Source organism: Citrobacter sp. Res13-Sevr-PEB04-36, from assembly GCF_015672735.1.
In the GTDB taxonomy this organism is placed as follows: domain Bacteria; phylum Pseudomonadota; class Gammaproteobacteria; order Enterobacterales; family Enterobacteriaceae; genus Citrobacter.
In genome coordinates this window covers 34,336-50,966 of record NZ_JADABY010000065.1, presented here as the reverse complement: position 1 = coordinate 50,966, position 16,631 = coordinate 34,336, and the positions used below count along the sequence as shown (strand labels likewise).

Below are 16,631 nucleotides of genomic sequence, written 5' to 3'. Positions count from 1 at the left end.
TCGCGTGAGAGATAACAATTCGGGAACATTCCCCTAAAGGGAAATTAATAAGGCACTACACTATGGCTATCAGGAAACGAGATAGAGTTATGCGTCGGTTTGCCTCTTTGATGCTGGTGATGTTGTTAAGCGCCTGTAGCGTGCTGCAAGGTACGCCACAACCGGCACCGCCCGTAGCCGATCACCCGCAAGAAATTCGCCGCGACCAGAGTAATGGCTTGCAGCGAATAGGGACAGTGAGCGCGCTGGTTAGAGGTTCTCCGGATGATGCGCTGGCAGAGATCCGAGCCAAAGCCGTCGCGGCTAAAGCTGATTATTACGTTGTCTTATTAGTCGATGAGACCATCGTAACTGGCCAATGGTATTCACAAGCTATTTTGTATCGTAAATAACATTGGGTTGAAATTTAGTCAGTTTTACATTGCTTTGCGCCCCTATGCGTTTTCCTGTGCACAATAAACCGACAGCAGGGAGCTGGAGGTTTATTCTCGCGATGGAATGCCCTGCCACGTGTAGGGGTACGAATAATGGAGCTGACGATGAAACAATCACTAGCCTTATCCTCACTGCTGCTTTCTGCTGGAATGGTGGATACCACGGCACAGTCTGCCGAGTTCGCCAGTGCTGACTGCGTAACGGGTCTCAACGAAATTGGTCAGATATCCGTCAGTAACATTGCGGGAAATCCGCAGGATGTAGAGCGCGTTGTAGCGTTAAAAGCGGATGAGCAAGGTGCCTCATGGTATCGGATCATTCAAATGTACGAAGAACAGCAGCCCGATAATTGGCGCGTTCAGGCCATACTCTATGCGTAATATTCCGCCAGATGACGCTCGCTTATCCGGCCTACATCGCAAAGAAGGGTGTAGGCCAGATAAGATATGCCAGTGTTGCCATCAGGCAAGCTGCTAACGTAATCCCCCCGTTGCCCGCAGTAGCAAATCATTCTGTACCTGTTCAGACAACTTCATCCCGCCGCGCGTATCCAGCATCATCTGACACCAGGCCTGCGCCACGAGTGGAGAAGCATAGCGCAACATCTGCGTCCCACAGCCTAGCAGAAAAAGCTGCTGCGTAATTTCCCGCCCCAGCGCCTCTGTGGGTTTACGTAAATTCTGCTGCAGCTTACGCACCATCCGATCATAATGTCTGTCCTGCCCTTTGACCTCAGCAAAGGCCTCACTGAGCATGTCGACCATACCGGGTTGTTTCGCCAATACCCGCAGCACATCAAGGCACATAATATTGCCAGACCCTTCCCAGATACTGTTTACCGGCATCTCACGGTATAAACGCGGCAGTTCACTTTCCTCGCAATAGCCTGCACAGCCAAGCACCTCCATGGCTTCTGCAACAAACGGCATGCCGCCTTTGCAGATGGAAAACTTGGCCGCCGGAGTGAACAACCGGGCCCACAGCGCTTCTTTCGCATCGGTTCGACGATCCCAGGCCCGCGCCAGGCGAAACAGTAGCGCAGTTTGACCTTCCAGTTGAAGCGCCATGCGGCTTAATACCTGTCGCATCATCGGTTGTTCAATCAACGATTTGCCAAATACCTGGCGTTGATGCGCATGATAAATGGCGACAGAAAAAGCGCGGCGCATCATACTGTGGCTCCCCAGCGCACAGTCAAAACGCGTCATGCCGCCCATTTTCAGAATATGGCGAATACCTTCACCTTCTTCTCCCAGCAGCCAGCCTATTGCGTCCTGAAACTCGACCTCACAGCTGGCATTAGAGCGATTGCCTAGCTTATCTTTCAGGCGCTCAAGACGGATGGAATTACGCTGGCCATCAGGTAAGAATCGCGGCACAAAAAAGCAGGATAATCCTCCCCTGGCCTGCGCCAGCACCAGATGGGCGTCACTTTGCGGTACCGAGAAAAACCATTTATGCCCCACCAGCCGATACGCGCCATCCGCCAGACGTTCTGCCTGGGTGGTATTGCTCAGCACATCCGAGCCGCCCTGCTTTTCCGTCATCCCCATACCAATCAGCAGGCCGCGTTTTTGCCCACCGGGTAGAAGATGCGAATCGTAGCGATCGCTACGCAGCGGCGTCAGCCAGTCATGGAATTGCGAAGGTAACATCTGGAGTAACAGCGGCGTAGCAGCAAAGGTCATGGTCACCGGGCACAGGGTTCCCGCTTCCACCTGCGCATGCAGCATGAAGCGCGCTGCTCGGGCAACAAACGTCCCCTGCCTCGCATCCTCTTCCCAGGCAAGATTATGCACACGGTTGGCGCACAATCCCTGCATCAGTAAATGCCAGGCGGGATGAAATCGCACATCATCCAGCCGCTGCCCCTGAGGATCATATCGTAGCAGTTCAGGTGGATAAGCGTTGGCCAACCGGCCCAGCTCGAGCGATTCCGCAGTGCCTAACTGCTGACCAATACTGGCAAGGAGATCGCTGTCCCAGCTCGCCCCTTCTCTATTGACCGCTTCGCACAGAGCCCCATCCGATAGGTATAAATTGCTGTTATTGAGCGGAACAGGTTGGTTAAAAACGGTATGCGTTTGCCAATGCATTGTGTCTCCCTCCGTCAATGGCTGTAACCATAAGTATGGTCATTCAGCAAAGAGAGTGCCTGGGATAGCGGTCACAAAAAAGCCATCCCGGAGGATGGCTTGAGAGAATGGGGAATCAATTACCCGCGCTGGCGAACGGCCTCAAACAGGCAAATACCTGTCGCAACAGAGACGTTAAGCGATGAAACGCTCCCCGCCATCGGAATACTGATCAGTTCATCGCAATGTTCACGAGTCAGACGACGCATACCTTCGCCTTCAGCACCCATCACCAGCGCCATACGGCCGGTCATTTTGCTCTGGAACAGAGTATGGTCCGCCTCGCCTGCTGTCCCGACGATCCAGATATTCTCTTCCTGCAGCATGCGCATGGTGCGTGCCAGGTTGGTCACGCGGATCAGCGGTACATTTTCTGCAGCGCCACAAGCCACTTTTTTCGCCGTCGCATTCAGCAGTGCAGAACGATCTTTCGGTACAATAACCGCATGCACCCCGGCAGCGTCTGCGCTACGCAGACAAGCACCCAAGTTGTGCGGATCGGTGACACCATCGAGGATCAAAAAGAATGGTTGTTCGAGTGAGGCGATAAGATCCGGCAGATCGTTTTCCTGATACTGACGACCTGGCTTCACACGGGCAATAATCCCCTGATGAACCGCACCCTCACTTTTCTCATCCAGAAACTGGCGATTCGCCAACTGGATGACAACACCCTGTGCTTCCAGGGCATGGATCAGCGGCAGCAAGCGTTTGTCTTCACGCCCTTTGAGAATAAAGACCTCCTGAAAGCGCTCAGGCGCACGCTCAAGCAGGGCCTGCACCGCATGGATGCCGTAAATCATTTCACTCATGAATGTACTCGTTAAGATAGTTTAGGTGTAACACCGGGCAGCGTACTTATCGTGCCCGGCTTACTGTTTATCACTGTTATTGCGCGACGTTCTTTTTCGCCGCACGTTTGGCTTTGGTGGCGGCTGCGATTTTAAGCGTTTTTGTCGATGGCTTTTTCGCTTTTTTATCGCCTTTTTTCTCAGCCGTTTTTTTATCCGCTTGAGGTTTGGCTTTGCCTTTTTTCTCACCGCGGAATGCGCTATCCGGCTCGAAATTCACCTTTTTACCCGTCTGACGACGTCTACCAGTACTTTTACCCGCATCGCCTTTTTTCGCTTTTTCACGCGCAGTTTTCCCCTCGTTGCGCGGGGCACGTTCGCTGGAGATCAGGCTAAAGTCGATTTTACGCTCGTCCATGTTGACCGCTTCTACACGCACTTCGACGCGATCGCCCAGACGATACATCTGACCGCTTGATTCACCGGTCAGGCGTTGCCCTACCTGATCGAAGCGATAGTAGTCGTTATCCAGCGAGGAGACATGCACCAGACCGTCAATAAACAGTTCATCCAGGCGAACAAAGAAGCCAAAGCCGGTCACGCTGGCAATGACGCCTTTAAAGACATTACCGACCTGATCCAGCATGAAGTCACACTTCAGCCAGTCAGAAACATCGCGCGTGGCTTCATCTGCACGCCGCTCAGCCATAGAACAGTGCTGACCCAGTTGCAGCATCTCTTCCATTGAGTAATGGTAGCCACCGGTTTCTGTAGTGTTGCCTTTGTGGCCCTGCTCCTGCGCCAGCAGATACTTGATCGCACGGTGCAAGGAGAGGTCCGGGTAACGACGGATCGGTGAGGTAAAGTGCGCATAAGACTGCAGTGCCAGACCAAAGTGACCGCGGTTTTCAGGATCGTAAATCGCCTGCTTCATCGATCGCAGCAGCATGGTTTGCAGCATCTCTGCGTCAGGTCGATCGGCAATCGACTCCAGCAACTCGGCGTAATCGCGCGGCTCGGGTTTGTTGCCGCCCGGCAGCTCCAGTCCCAGCTCCGCAAGCACGGAACGGAAGGAGGTAATCGCTTCAGTCGTCGGTTTGTCGTGAATACGGAACAGTGCCGGCTCTTTGGCTTTCTCAACAAATCGCGCCGCTGAGATGTTCGCCAGGATCATGCACTCTTCGATCAGCTTGTGCGCATCGTTACGCTGCGTTTGCTCGATACGTTCAATGCGACGTTCGGCATTGAAGATAAACTTCGCCTCTTCGCTCTCAAACGAGATACCGCCGCGTTCTTCACGGGCTTTATCCAGCACTTTGTAGAGATTGTGCAGCTCTTCAATGTGTTTCACCAACGGTGCGTATTGCTCACGCAGTTCTTCATCACCCTGCAGCATATGCCAGACCTTGGTGTAGGTCAGACGCGCGTGGGAGCTCATCACCGCCTCATAGAATTTATAGCCCGTCAGACGCCCTTTCGTGGAGATGGTCATTTCACAAACCATGCACAGCCTGTCTACCTGCGGGTTGAGCGAACACAATCCGTTAGACAGCACCTCCGGCAACATCGGGACAACCTGTGACGGGAAATAAACGGAAGTCCCGCGACTGCGCGCTTCCTGGTCCAGCGGAGTTGGCGGGCGAACGTAATAGCTTACGTCAGCTATTGCCACCCATAAACGCCAGCCGCCGCCGCGTTTCTTCTCACAGTAGACTGCGTCATCAAAGTCACGCGCATCTTCACCATCAATTGTCACCAACGGCAAATCACGCAGGTCAACACGACCGATTTTGGCCTCTTCCGGTACTTCTTCTTTCAGCCCGGCGACCTGTTTAACGACCGCATCAGGCCAGATATAAGGGATTTCGTGCGTACGCAGGGCCATATCAACAGCCATGCTGGTACCCATGTTGTCACCCAGCACTTCAACAATTTTACCCACCGCTTTAGTGCGACGAGTCGGGCGCTGGGTCAGTTCAACCACCACCACGAAGCCCATGCGGGCGCCCATCACCTCTTCTGGTGGGATCAGGATATCAAAGCTGAGGCGGCTGTCGTCCGGGACGACAAAACCTACGCCCGCATCGGTAAAGTAACGACCGACAATCTGGCTGGTTTTCGGCACCAGTACGCGCACAATACGCGCTTCGCGGCGGCCTTTACGGTCCGCGCCCAGCGGTTGCGCCAGCACCTGATCGCCATGGATGCAGGTTTTCATCTGCTCACTGGAAAGATACAGATCGTCTTTACGTCCTTCTACGCGCAGAAAGCCGTAGCCATCACGGTGGCCAATAACGGTACCTTTCAGCAGGTCAAGACGCTCCGGTAGTGCGTAGCACTGGCGACGGGTGAAGACCAGTTGCCCGTCACGCTCCATCGCGCGCAGGCGGCGGCGAAGCGCTTCGAGCTGCTCTTCGCCTTCAATGTTGAGTTCAACGGCCAGCTCATCGCGGTTGGCCGGTTTTTCACGTTTAGTTAAATGTTCGAGGATAAATTCCCGGCTCGGGATGGGATTCGCGTATTTTTCTGCTTCGCGTTCCTGGAAAGGATCATGTGACATCGAGGTTCCTCCATTGTCAGCTCTGATGAAGATTTTCGTCACTCCACCAGCAATAATTTATAAAGCGGTTGATTCTTTTCAACCAAATCGGCAAGTGTGTAGTTGTCCAGTTCCGTGAGAAAACTTTGCACTGCCTTAGAAAGCGCCTGTTTGAGTCGACAGGCAGGGGTAATGTGGCAAAACTCGCTACTACAGTTGACCAACGTCAACGGCTCCAGCTCGCGGACCACATCACCAATACCAATATCCTTAGCCGCTTTGCCCAGGCGGATACCGCCATTTTTTCCACGAATAGCAGTAACGAAGCCAGCACGGCTAAGTTGATTGATTATTTTGACCATATGATTACGGGACACGCCGTAGACTTCTGTCACCTCAGAAATACTGGTCATACGTCCTTCGGGTAGCGACGCCATGTAGATTAGCGCACGTAATCCGTAATCGGTGAAACTTGTTAACTGCACATCAACCTCAGGAAAAAGGATAAAACGGATAAGCCTGGTAGTATTAATTATATTGATGATAAACCAGCCACCAGCCAGGTCGCTAATTTATTTCAGTTCGGGAAGGAAAAAAGCGAGGAACTTACGTGATTTTAAGCCAGATATCGATGCAATGCATCTCATCCGGCCTATGATAAAGCAAGCGCAGCGCCATTCGACGCTACGCTACAAACCACTATTATGCGTCGAACGGGTCGCGCAGAATCATGGTTTCAGTACGGTCTGGGCCAGTTGAGATAATATCAATCGGCACACCGGTCAGCTCTTCAATACGTTTGACGTAATTCAGCGCTGCCTGTGGCAGACCGCTACGCTCTTTCACACCAAAGGTGGATTCAGACCAGCCTGGCATGGTTTCGTAAATCGGCTCAATGCCTTTCCAGTCATCAGCGGCCAGCGGGGTAGTCGTTACTTCACGACCATCCGGCATACGGTAAGCCACACAGATCTTCACCTCTTTCAAACCGTCCAGTACGTCCAGTTTGGTGAGGCAGAAGCCAGACAAGGAGTTAATCTGTACTGCACGACGCACAGCAACGGAGTCCAGCCAGCCGGTACGACGACGACGGCCGGTGGTCGCGCCATATTCGTTACCCTGCTTGCACAGGAACTCGCCGACATCATCAAACAGTTCGGTCGGGAACGGGCCCGCACCTACACGAGTAGAGTAGGCTTTGATGATACCCAGAACGTAGTCCACATAACGCGGGCCCAGGCCGGAGCCAGTCGCCACGCCACCTGCGGTGGTGTTGGAGGACGTTACATACGGATAGGTACCGTGGTCGATATCCAGCAGCGTACCCTGCGCACCTTCAAACATGACGAAATCGCCACGCTTGCGCGCCTGGTCCAGCAGGTCGGAGACATCAACAACCATAGAAGTCAGGATGTCGGCAATCGCCATCACATCATCCAGCACTTTCTGGTAGTCAACAGCTTCAACTTTATAGAAATTCACCAGCTGGAAGTTGTGATATTCCATCACTTCTTTCAGTTTTTCAGCGAAGGTTGCTTTATCAAACAGATCGCCAACGCGCAGACCGCGACGAGCTACTTTGTCTTCATAAGCTGGCCCGATACCACGACCAGTGGTACCAATCGCTTTCGCGCCACGCGCTTTCTCACGCGCATTATCTAACGCAACATGATAATCAAGGATCAGCGGACACGCTTCAGACAGCAGCAGGCGCTCACGGACAGGAATCCCACGGTCTTCCAGTCCTTTCATCTCTTTCATCAGCGCGGACGGAGACAGCACAACACCGTTACCGATGATGCTGATCACGTTTTCGCGAAGAATACCTGATGGAATAAGATGGAGGACGGTTTTTTCACCGTTGATTACGAGAGTATGGCCTGCGTTGTGACCACCCTGGTAGCGCACAACATATTTAGCCCGTTCAGTCAGGAGATCGACGATCTTCCCTTTACCTTCGTCACCCCATTGGGTGCCCAGTACGACGACGTTGTTACCCATTTTTCAAAATCACCGTTTGCTTAAAAATGGATTCTACCACCGCTTTTTCAGATATACAGCACTTTTTGCATGCGGAAATCCGCAAATTAGTCTACTTATTGATCAGCCAATCGTTTTCTTCAACATGTAGTAGACCACGATACCCGCAACCACAAGACCTCCACCAAAACGCCGCAAAATATTTTCAGGAAGTTGCGCCATTGCCCCGATCATTTTCTTCCAGGCACTGGGATAAAGCATCGGACCCAGACCTTCCAGCACCAAAACCAGCGCGAGTGCCAACAAAATTGTTGAGTTCATCCGTTGTCCTTATCTAAAAAGAAAACCACCGCATCCCTGGGGATGCTGGTGGTTTTGCTGGTTTAAAACCGCGGGTGCGAGTTTAGCGTGTTGCGTTGCTCGGCGTCTTCATGTAGCGGAAGAAATCGCTATCCGGGCTCATGATCATCACGTCCTGATTACCTTCAAAGCTCTTCTCGTAAGCGCGCAGGCTACGGATGAAGGCGTAGAAATCAGGATCCTGACTGAATGCATCCGCAAACAACTTAGCGGCTTCTGCATCGCCTTCACCACGCATAATACGGCCCTGACGCTCAGATTCTGCCAGCGTTTTGGTGACTTCATAGTCCGCTGTAGCACGCAGTTTTTCCGCTTCTTCCTGACCTTGTGAACGATGGCGACGCGCTACCGCTTCACGCTCAGCGCGCATACGGTTGTAGATAGCCTCAGACACTTCAGCAGGCAGGTTGATTTGCTTAATACGCACGTCAACCACTTCGATCCCCAACGCCGCCATACTGTTCGGGTTGATGACCGGTACTTTACCGTTGGTTTCAGCCTGAACACGCTCAGCCGCTTCGGCGATCGCGCTGTCCGCCGCTGGAGTTGCGACTTCGTCTTCCGTACCTGCAGAACCTGAGTTCAGCGCGTCACGGACTTCCAGCGTTAAGCGACCACGAGAGTCGGTAACGATGTCTTTTACGTCCAGACGACCGATTTCAGAACGCAGACGGTCAGAGAACTTACGTTTTAACAGCACTTCTGCCTGAGAAACATCGCCACCGCCCGTTGCCAGGTAGTAACGGCTGAAGTCGCTGATACGCCACTTGATGTAGGAGTCAACGATCAGGTCTTTCTTCTCTTTGGTGACAAAGCGATCGGCCTGGTTGTCCATGGTCTGAATACGCGCATCAAGCATCTTCACGGATTCAATAAATGGAATCTTGAAGTGCAGGCCCGGAGCAACAACCAGCGGTTTGTTGTCATCGTCACGTAGAACTTTACCAAAGCGCAGAGTAATACCACGCTCGCCTTCTTTGACCACAAAGAGAGACATGAACAGCACTACCAGAACGATGATGATAATCGCAATAACTGACTTACGCATCGTTATTCCCCCTGACGCTGGTAGTCGTTACGCTGCGCGTTAACGCGGCGTTGGTCCATAATATCGCCCTGACTGGTGGACGAGGTGTTGCTTGCTCCCGTACTGGAAGACGATGCTGGCGGCAGAGTCAGCAGGTTTGAGCTGCTCTGACTCTTGGCTGCCGGAGCGTTGCCGCCTTTTAGCATTTGATCCAACGGCAGAACCATCAGATTGCCACCCTTGTCGTTAACCAGCACTTTACGAGTATGGCTCAGTACTTTTTCCATGGTCTCGATATATAGACGCTCGCGAGTAATTTGCGGTGCGGCTTTATATTCCGGCAGGATTTTGGCAAAACGCGCCACCTCACCCTGTGCTTCCAGGATGGTTCGTGTTTTGTATGCACGCGCTTCTTCAAGAATACGCTGCGCCTGACCATTAGCACGCGGCTGTACTTCGTTGGTATACGCTTCTGCTTCACGAATATACTGCTGCTCGTTTTCACGCGCCGCGATAGCATCGTCAAATGCTGCTTTCACCTCTTCCGGCGGACGTGCTGCCTGGAAGTTGACGTCCAGCAGGGTGATACCCATGTTGTATGGACGAATGGTCTCTTCCAGTTCACGCTGGGTATCGCTACGAATAACGGTACGCCCTTCGGTCAGGATACGGTCCATGGTGTATTTACCGATAACCCCACGCAGTGCACTGTCGGTTGCCTGACGCAGGCTGTCATCAGCACTGGTCACGCTAAACAGATATTTCTGCGGGTCGGTCACGCGGTACTGCACGTTCATCTCAACGCGCACGACGTTTTCGTCAGAAGTCAGCATCACACCGGAAGCCGCCAGTTCACGCACGGCTTCAACGTTCACCGGCGTGACGGTATCCACAAATGTCGGTTTCCAGTTCAGACCCGGTTCAACCAGATGGCTGAATTTACCGAAGCGTGTCACCACGCCGCGTTCCGCTTCTTTAATGGTATAGAAACCGCTGGCTGCCCAGATAATGACAATAGCTGCCGCAGCAATAGTAAAGACTCGGCCACCCAGTTGCGGGCGCGGACCTTGCGATGAACTACCGCCACCAGAGCCTGTACCTTTACCGCCCCCCAGACCGCCAAGTTTTTTACTCAGCTTGCGGAAGATATCATCAAGATCAGGAGGACCCTGATCACGACCACCTTTGTTTCCATTTCCCTCAGAGTTGCCGCCAGGTTTGCTGCTTCCCCAGGGGTCGCGGTCTTGTCCGTTATTACCGGGCTGATTCCACGCCATGTTTGTGCTCCATATTTGTTATGCGATGCTATACCTGCGCCTTTTGCGCTGCAGATGCGTTGGCTACATCCCTCAACCCCAGTCACATAGTTGGTTATGCTCCTGGGATTTCAGAACTTGCCGCCTTCCTGCCGCACTAAATCCACAAGGTATAGAGGCGAAAAAATCTTCAGGCCATATCCGTCAGATCAGACAACATAGTCTTCCAGTGCCGGTTCTTGTTTACAGAGGCGACGCCAGTCAACGATCGGCATGCGAACTTGCAAACCTACGCTGCCGTCCTCCTCCATCCACTCTTTTTCTATTGCCTGAAGTTGATAAAACCGGCTTCTCAGACGCCCTTCCTGCGGTGGCAAACGCAGCGTATGCTGCGCAACCTCACCAGAAAGACGCTCTGTTAAAGCCTGAAAAAGCTGTGGTATGCCAATACCGGTTTGCGCTGAAACCCAAACGCGGATTGGTTTATTTTCTTCATCTCTGTCGATACGCGGTTCAAAATCGTCCAGCATATCGATTTTATTCATTACCAGCAGAGTCGGGATCTCATGCGCATCGATCTCTTCAAGTACCGTATCGACGGCCTCAATGTTTTCCTGCACACGAAAATCTGCCGCATCAATAACGTGCAGCAGCAATGTCGCCTGACGAGTTTCCTGCAAAGTGGCTTTAAATGCCGCTACCAGGTCATGCGGTAAATGACGGATAAACCCTACGGTATCCGCCAGCACGGTTTCGCCGACGTCCGCCACGTCGATACGACGTAGCGTCGGGTCCAGGGTCGCAAACAGTTGATCTGCTGCATAAACCTGGGCTTCGGTTATCTGGTTGAACAGGGTGGATTTTCCGGCGTTGGTATATCCCACCAGTGATACGGTTGGAACATCCGCTTTCTTGCGCGACTGCCGCCCCTGCTCACGTTGCTTTTCAACTTTTTGCAGGCGCGACTGGATCTGCAAAATACGATTACGCAGCAAACGACGGTCGGTTTCGAGCTGGGTTTCACCCGGACCGCGCAAACCAATCCCGCCTTTTTGTCTTTCAAGGTGGGTCCAGCCACGGACCAGACGCGTAGCCATATGGCGCAACTGCGCCAGCTCAACCTGCAACTTACCCTCATGGGTACGCGCACGCTGGGCAAAAATATCTAAAATGAGGCCGGTCCTGTCGATAACAAGACACTGACATAACTGTTCCAGGTTGCGTTCCTGGGCAGGGCTCAAAGCATGATCAAAAATCACCACCGCAGCGCCAGTCGCTTTTACGGCTTCCGCAATTTCGATTGCCTTACCTTCACCAACAAAAAACTTCGGGTGCGGTGCTTTACGGCTCCCGGTAATCACCTGCATTGCTTCGACACCGGCGGAAGAAACCAGAGATTCAAACTCCTGGAGGTCTTCCATATCTTTGTCTTGCGAAAAATAGATGTGTACCAGTACCGCCTGCTCACCGGCATCATAACGGTCAAACAAGCGTCAACCCCTTAATATATATCAACGGGGAACGCAGGATCTCTGGCTCCCCGTGTGAAAAACAGCCCAAAACCTTATTCGGTTTCTTCGCTGTCCTGTTGCGCAGAAGAACCCTGCGCGCTGCTACCATGATGGTAGTTACTGCTACCTGTGCCGCCGGTGGCATTATTGCTGTGATGAGATACCGGGCGAGACGGGACAACAGTAGAAATCGCGTGCTTATAAACCATCTGGCTGACCGTGTTTTTCAACAGGATCACGAACTGATCAAAAGACTCGATTTGACCTTGCAGCTTAATACCATTCACCAAATAAATAGAAACTGGAACACGTTCCCGACGCAATGCGTTCAGGAACGGATCTTGTAATGATTGCCCCTTAGCCATTCTCTCTTTTCCTTATATGCTTATTTGTACTTTGAACCTTTCGATTCTGAAAAATTGCGCACGATACGTTTCAATTGTACACATTCAATTCGCGATAGCACCAACAACCTGTAATACTTCGTTTCGCGCCTGGTCAGGCTTTTCACTGTCAAGCCAGTGCACCCCTTCCCAACCACGCAACCAGGTTACCTGCCGCTTCGCCAACTGCCTCGTGGCGCAAACACCTCTATAAACCATTTCATCGTATGAAATTTCGCCTTCAATGTATGACCACATCTGGCGATACCCGACACAACGAATGGAAGGCAAATCCGTATGCAAATCTCCTCGGGCAAAAAGCGCCCGGACTTCTGCTTCAAAACCTGAAGCCAACATCTGATGAAAACGCTGCTCAATTCGCTGATGGAGCAGTTCACGGCTCGCCGGGGCGATTGCAAACTGATGCACCTGATACGGCAAAGCATCTCCTGACGTTTGCGTCAGCTCCGTTAAAGTTTTACCCGAAATGAAAAAAACTTCCAGTGCCCGGGAAAGTCTTTGCGGATCATTTGGATGAATCCGCGCCGCAGCAACCGGATCGATCTCCTGAAGCTGTCGGTGTAACGCATCCCATCCACGCTCTGCCGCCTGCTGTTCAATTCTGGCCCTGACTTCCTGGTCCGCCGACGGTAACGGCGACAACCCTTCCAGCAAGGCTTTGAAATATAACATTGTGCCGCCCACTAACAGCGGAATTCGTCCCGCTGCGGTGATATCGGCCATCTCGGCTAGCGCATCGCGGCGAAAATCCGCCGCAGAGTACGCCTGTGCTGGATCGCGAATATCCAGCAGTCGATGCGGCGCGGCCTTTAACTCTTCAGCATCCGGCTTAGCCGTACCGATATCCATCCCCTTGTAGATAAGGGCGGAATCAACGCTTATCAACTCTACTGGCAAAACTTTACGCAATTCAATTGCTAATGCCGTTTTGCCGGAAGCCGTCGGCCCCATCAAAAACAGTGCCTTTGGCAGGCTCGCCTTACTGATATCACTCATGTTTCAGGGCGTTCATTACCGAATGTAAGTCAACAGGTTGTAACAGACCACCCGGCGGCGCCTTCACTAATTGTGGGCATAGCCGCTCAACATCCGTTAACAGCGTAATGGCCTGAGCCATGCTCCACTGCGGATGTTCACTCATGACGTTTCGCGCAATCCACTGTGCAAGATCGCCAGGTTCGGATACGGACTGCAGCGCCAGGTAGCCTATCAGTTCAGGAATCAAGATTTGTAAATTTTGTTGGCGTAAGGGTAAAGGCACCGCTCGGATGGTCACATGCTGCGCATCCAGTTGAAATTCAATGCCCAACTCAGCCAACTGACTCTGTGCTTTTTCCAGCGCCGTCTTCTCATCATCGGTCACTTTCAAACGCAAGGGGATCAGTAACGGCTGGGCGCAAACGGGTCCTTGCGCTGGCGTTAACTGCGCCTGACGCAGCCAGCGCTCGGCCACCGGCAACGCCAGCAGGCGAATATGACCGTCACATTCCAGTAATGCACAGTCAGCCCCCACGATCGTCAATACACGACCAAAACTTTGGCTATTTCCGGTAAGCGGTGCCGCGGGTGTTTCAGGCATCGTGGTTTTATGCGTTGGCGCAGGTGTCTGCAGCAGTTGCTGATAAACTTCCCCCTGCTGCTTTTGATACCCAGGCTGAGCGTGTGGCCAACTGGCACTCGCCTGACGGCCACCGCCACCGCCTACCGATACGGAATAACGCGGTGTAGCCGGTTCACGCGCCGGTGCGGGTTCAGCAAAGTGGTTTCGTCCAGCCGCAACCCGGTTCTCCGGGATATGCCTTGGCGCAGGACTGTCGTCATCGGCCAACAGCTGCGACGTTTCAAGCTGCTGTTGCAATACGCTCAGCACGCCCTGATAGATAAAATCATGTACCAGCCGGGACTGATGGAAACGGACTTCATGCTTGGCAGGATGTACGTTAACGTCCACCTGATGCGGGTCGATTTCAAGGTACAGGACAAACGCAGGCTGCTGATCGGCCCCAAGTTTGTCTTCGCAGGCCTGGCGGATAGCGTGGTTGATCAGCCGATCGCGCATCATACGGCCATTGACATAGCAGTACTGGATTTCGGCCAGCGCCGTCGTGGTGTGATTCGGGTCAGCGACCCAGCCACGCAGCGTTAAATCACCATGCTGCCACTCAATCGCCAGCGCATGCTCCAGAAACGGCGTGCCGCAAATCGCGCCCAGACGACGCTCTTTCTGGCCATCGGCGGCGACTGCGCGGTACTGACGCACCATTTTACCGTTGTGCGACAAATTTATGGTCACATCAAAACGCGCCAGCGCAATGCGGCGGATAATCTCGTCGATATGGTTAAATTCGGTTTTCTCGGTGCGCATGAACTTACGCCGTGCTGGCGTGTTGTAGAACAGATCCAACACTTCCAGCGTGGTGCCCACCGGGTGCGCGGCAGGTTTAATCGTCACGTCCATATCGCGCCCTTCGGCATAGGCCTGCCAGGCTTCGGATTGTTCTTGCGTACGTGACGTCAGGGTTAAACGAGAGACCGAGCTGATGCTGGCCAGCGCTTCCCCGCGAAATCCGAGGCTAACAATAGCTTCGAGATCGTCAAGCGAGGCAATTTTACTGGTCGCATGACGCGCCAGAGCCAGTGCCAGCTCGTCTTTTTTAATGCCGCAGCCGTTGTCACGAATGCGGATCAGCTTGGCACCGCCACGTTCGATATCAATATCAATGCGCGTTGCACCCGCATCGATACTGTTTTCTACCAGTTCTTTAACCACTGACGCAGGCCGTTCTACCACTTCACCTGCGGCAATTTGGTTCGCCAGCTGTGGCGGTAGAACCTGAATCGGCATGGCTAATCCTTAATTGGTTAACGTGTCGCCCGGCGAAATGGCGCTGGCGGTTTGCGCAGGTGCGCCCTGCGGTCCGGTTTGCATCGGATGCGACTGGAAGTAATTACGCAGTCCTTTGTAAATCGCCTCGGCCAGCTGCTGCTGATAATCATCGCTCGCTAACAAACGCTCTTCGCTGTTGTTACTGATAAAACCGGTTTCAACCAGCACTGACGGGATATCCGGCGAACGCAATACACCAAGGCTGGCGTGCTCCGGACGACGCTTATGCATCGAACCAATGCGCTCCAGCTGACCGATCATGCTGGTTGCCACATCATACCCTACGCGCTGTGAATGACCGAACTGCAGGTCCAGCACCGCCTGACTCAAATACGGGTCGGACTGACTGTTGGCCAGCACATCACCCGCACCGCCCAACAGTTCCGATTGCTTCTCATGCTGTTCCAGCCAGCCAGCCATTTCTGTGTTGGCCCGACGGTTTGACAGCACCCACACGGAAGCGCCCGTGGCATCCCGGTTAGGTGCCGCATCCGCATGAATGGAGACCAGGAAGTTGGCATTTTGTTTACGCGCAACATCAGAACGTCCCATCACTGAGATGAAGTAATCGCCGTCACGGGTGAGTACGCCCTTAAACATCGGGTCGTCATTGAGCAGACTGCGCAGTTTACGCGCGACGGCGATGGTGACATTTTTCTCACGCGTACCGCCAGGGCCAATCGCGCCAGGATCTTGTCCACCATGCCCGGCATCAATCGCAATGACCACTTTATCGCCATTATTGTTGCTCACCGCCCGAGCGGCAGGCCGCGTGGCCGTATTACTGTTGATGACGGCTGTCGTGCGGTTATTTTCCGTTTTAAACGGGTTACGCGCAGGTTCTGACGGACGCGGAGCGACAACGGGTGCTTCAACGCGCTTCACCACCACAGGAGGTGGCGGTGGCGGCGGAGGTGCATCAGCATTGATGGTAAACACCACGGTATAGTTACCGCCGTTTTGCCGTTTTACGGCGGCGGCTTTTCCGTTCTCGGTTAAATCGACAACCAGTCGCAAAGACTGTGGATCGTTCGGTGTACCCGCACGGATGGCCTTAACCAGGTTATTACCGCTAAACAGCAGCGGCAGTCCCTGAATCACGCCGGTTTGTTTAATATCCAGCGCAACGGTGCGCTTCCCGTCCTGCGATACAGCATATTCAGGTTCGCCAATAAAGCTGAGCGTAATCCGCGCCTGCTGTTCGCCGTTAGAAACCTGAAGATCGGAAAGGCTGGCGGCCCCTGCCTGCGCGCACAGCAGGACCAAGGTTGCCATCAGCCAATTTCTGATGCGATAAATCATCCCG

The 16,631-nt window shown here is 53.2% G+C and carries 15 protein-coding genes; 2 read left to right on the top strand and 13 right to left on the bottom strand.

Features of this window, described 5'->3' with window-relative positions; translation table 11 throughout:
* Nucleotides 1-62 precede the first annotated feature (62 nt).
* Both bsmA and yjfN read left to right on the top strand, forming a co-directional pair.
* Complete coding sequence (gene bsmA / locus IMQ48_RS18565; RefSeq protein ID WP_196210175.1) at nucleotides 63-392, top strand: biofilm peroxide resistance protein BsmA; 330 nt, start codon at nucleotides 63-65, stop codon at nucleotides 390-392.
* A gap of 147 nt (nucleotides 393-539) precedes the next feature.
* Nucleotides 540-815, top strand: coding sequence for a DUF1471 family protease activator YjfN (gene yjfN, locus IMQ48_RS18560; RefSeq protein ID WP_135912687.1), 276 nt, complete (start codon nucleotides 540-542; stop codon nucleotides 813-815).
* A 93-nt stretch (nucleotides 816-908) separates the two neighbouring features.
* On the opposite strand, the gene IMQ48_RS18555 is transcribed toward yjfN, so the two are convergent.
* The 13 genes from IMQ48_RS18555 to amiB form a co-directional block, all read right to left on the bottom strand.
* Nucleotides 909-2,531, bottom strand: a complete 1,623-nt coding sequence (locus IMQ48_RS18555) for an isovaleryl-CoA dehydrogenase (RefSeq protein WP_196210174.1) — start codon at nucleotides 2,529-2,531, stop codon at nucleotides 909-911.
* Nucleotides 2,532-2,650: 119 nt separating this feature from the next.
* The gene (gene rlmB / locus IMQ48_RS18550) at nucleotides 2,651-3,382 is read right to left on the bottom strand and encodes a 23S rRNA (guanosine(2251)-2'-O)-methyltransferase RlmB (protein ID WP_196210173.1); all 732 of its coding nucleotides are present in this window, start codon (nucleotides 3,380-3,382) and stop codon (nucleotides 2,651-2,653) included.
* A 76-nt stretch (nucleotides 3,383-3,458) separates the two neighbouring features.
* Nucleotides 3,459-5,921 (bottom strand): ribonuclease R, encoded by a 2,463-nt coding sequence (gene rnr, locus IMQ48_RS18545; RefSeq protein ID WP_196210172.1) that lies wholly within the window; start codon nucleotides 5,919-5,921, stop codon nucleotides 3,459-3,461.
* 38 nt (nucleotides 5,922-5,959) lie between these two features.
* Complete coding sequence (gene nsrR, locus IMQ48_RS18540) at nucleotides 5,960-6,385, bottom strand: nitric oxide-sensing transcriptional repressor NsrR (RefSeq protein ID WP_096758582.1); 426 nt, start codon at nucleotides 6,383-6,385, stop codon at nucleotides 5,960-5,962.
* Nucleotides 6,386-6,602: 217 nt separating this feature from the next.
* Nucleotides 6,603-7,901, bottom strand: a complete 1,299-nt coding sequence (gene purA, locus IMQ48_RS18535) for an adenylosuccinate synthase (protein ID WP_096758583.1) — start codon at nucleotides 7,899-7,901, stop codon at nucleotides 6,603-6,605.
* A gap of 102 nt (nucleotides 7,902-8,003) precedes the next feature.
* Nucleotides 8,004-8,201, bottom strand: a complete 198-nt coding sequence (locus tag IMQ48_RS18530; protein ID WP_181498871.1) for a DUF2065 domain-containing protein — start codon at nucleotides 8,199-8,201, stop codon at nucleotides 8,004-8,006.
* A gap of 82 nt (nucleotides 8,202-8,283) precedes the next feature.
* The gene (gene hflC / locus IMQ48_RS18525; protein WP_115259618.1) at nucleotides 8,284-9,288 is read right to left on the bottom strand and encodes a protease modulator HflC; all 1,005 of its coding nucleotides are present in this window, start codon (nucleotides 9,286-9,288) and stop codon (nucleotides 8,284-8,286) included.
* Nucleotides 9,289-9,290: 2 nt separating this feature from the next.
* Nucleotides 9,291-10,544, bottom strand: coding sequence for an FtsH protease activity modulator HflK (gene hflK, locus IMQ48_RS18520; RefSeq protein ID WP_196210171.1), 1,254 nt, complete (start codon nucleotides 10,542-10,544; stop codon nucleotides 9,291-9,293).
* A gap of 188 nt (nucleotides 10,545-10,732) precedes the next feature.
* Complete coding sequence (gene hflX / locus IMQ48_RS18515; RefSeq protein WP_196210170.1) at nucleotides 10,733-12,013, bottom strand: ribosome rescue GTPase HflX; 1,281 nt, start codon at nucleotides 12,011-12,013, stop codon at nucleotides 10,733-10,735.
* 74 nt (nucleotides 12,014-12,087) lie between these two features.
* Nucleotides 12,088-12,399 (bottom strand): RNA chaperone Hfq, encoded by a 312-nt coding sequence (gene hfq, locus IMQ48_RS18510; protein ID WP_096758588.1) that lies wholly within the window; start codon nucleotides 12,397-12,399, stop codon nucleotides 12,088-12,090.
* An 84-nt stretch (nucleotides 12,400-12,483) separates the two neighbouring features.
* Complete coding sequence (miaA, locus tag IMQ48_RS18505) at nucleotides 12,484-13,434, bottom strand: tRNA (adenosine(37)-N6)-dimethylallyltransferase MiaA (protein WP_196210169.1); 951 nt, start codon at nucleotides 13,432-13,434, stop codon at nucleotides 12,484-12,486.
* Complete coding sequence (gene mutL, locus IMQ48_RS18500; protein WP_196210168.1) at nucleotides 13,427-15,283, bottom strand: DNA mismatch repair endonuclease MutL; 1,857 nt, start codon at nucleotides 15,281-15,283, stop codon at nucleotides 13,427-13,429. Before mutL ends, miaA begins: the two co-directional genes overlap by 8 nt.
* Before the next feature lie 9 nt (nucleotides 15,284-15,292).
* Nucleotides 15,293-16,627, bottom strand: coding sequence for an N-acetylmuramoyl-L-alanine amidase AmiB (gene amiB / locus IMQ48_RS18495; protein WP_117342430.1), 1,335 nt, complete (start codon nucleotides 16,625-16,627; stop codon nucleotides 15,293-15,295).
* Nucleotides 16,628-16,631: the final 4 nt, after the last annotated feature.

Excerpts from the sequence above, each read along its gene's own strand:
- IMQ48_RS18555 (WP_196210174.1), bottom strand. The coding sequence starts at position 2,531 with ATGCATTGGCAAACGCATACCGTTTTTAACCAACCTGTTCCGCTCAAT.
- amiB (WP_117342430.1), bottom strand. The coding sequence starts at position 16,627 with ATGATTTATCGCATCAGAAATTGGCTGATGGCAACCTTGGTCCTGCTG.
- bsmA (WP_196210175.1), top strand. The coding sequence starts at position 63 with ATGGCTATCAGGAAACGAGATAGAGTTATGCGTCGGTTTGCCTCTTTG.
- mutL (WP_196210168.1), bottom strand. The coding sequence starts at position 15,283 with ATGCCGATTCAGGTTCTACCGCCACAGCTGGCGAACCAAATTGCCGCA.
- hflC (WP_115259618.1), bottom strand. The coding sequence starts at position 9,288 with ATGCGTAAGTCAGTTATTGCGATTATCATCATCGTTCTGGTAGTGCTG.
- hfq (WP_096758588.1), bottom strand. The coding sequence starts at position 12,399 with ATGGCTAAGGGGCAATCATTACAAGATCCGTTCCTGAACGCATTGCGT.
- rlmB (WP_196210173.1), bottom strand. The coding sequence starts at position 3,382 with ATGAGTGAAATGATTTACGGCATCCATGCGGTGCAGGCCCTGCTTGAG.
- yjfN (WP_135912687.1), top strand. The coding sequence starts at position 540 with ATGAAACAATCACTAGCCTTATCCTCACTGCTGCTTTCTGCTGGAATG.
- hflK (WP_196210171.1), bottom strand. The coding sequence starts at position 10,544 with ATGGCGTGGAATCAGCCCGGTAATAACGGACAAGACCGCGACCCCTGG.
- miaA (WP_196210169.1), bottom strand. The coding sequence starts at position 13,434 with ATGAGTGATATCAGTAAGGCGAGCCTGCCAAAGGCACTGTTTTTGATG.
- rnr (WP_196210172.1), bottom strand. The coding sequence starts at position 5,921 with ATGTCACATGATCCTTTCCAGGAACGCGAAGCAGAAAAATACGCGAAT.
- purA (WP_096758583.1), bottom strand. The coding sequence starts at position 7,901 with ATGGGTAACAACGTCGTCGTACTGGGCACCCAATGGGGTGACGAAGGT.
- IMQ48_RS18530 (WP_181498871.1), bottom strand. The coding sequence starts at position 8,201 with ATGAACTCAACAATTTTGTTGGCACTCGCGCTGGTTTTGGTGCTGGAA.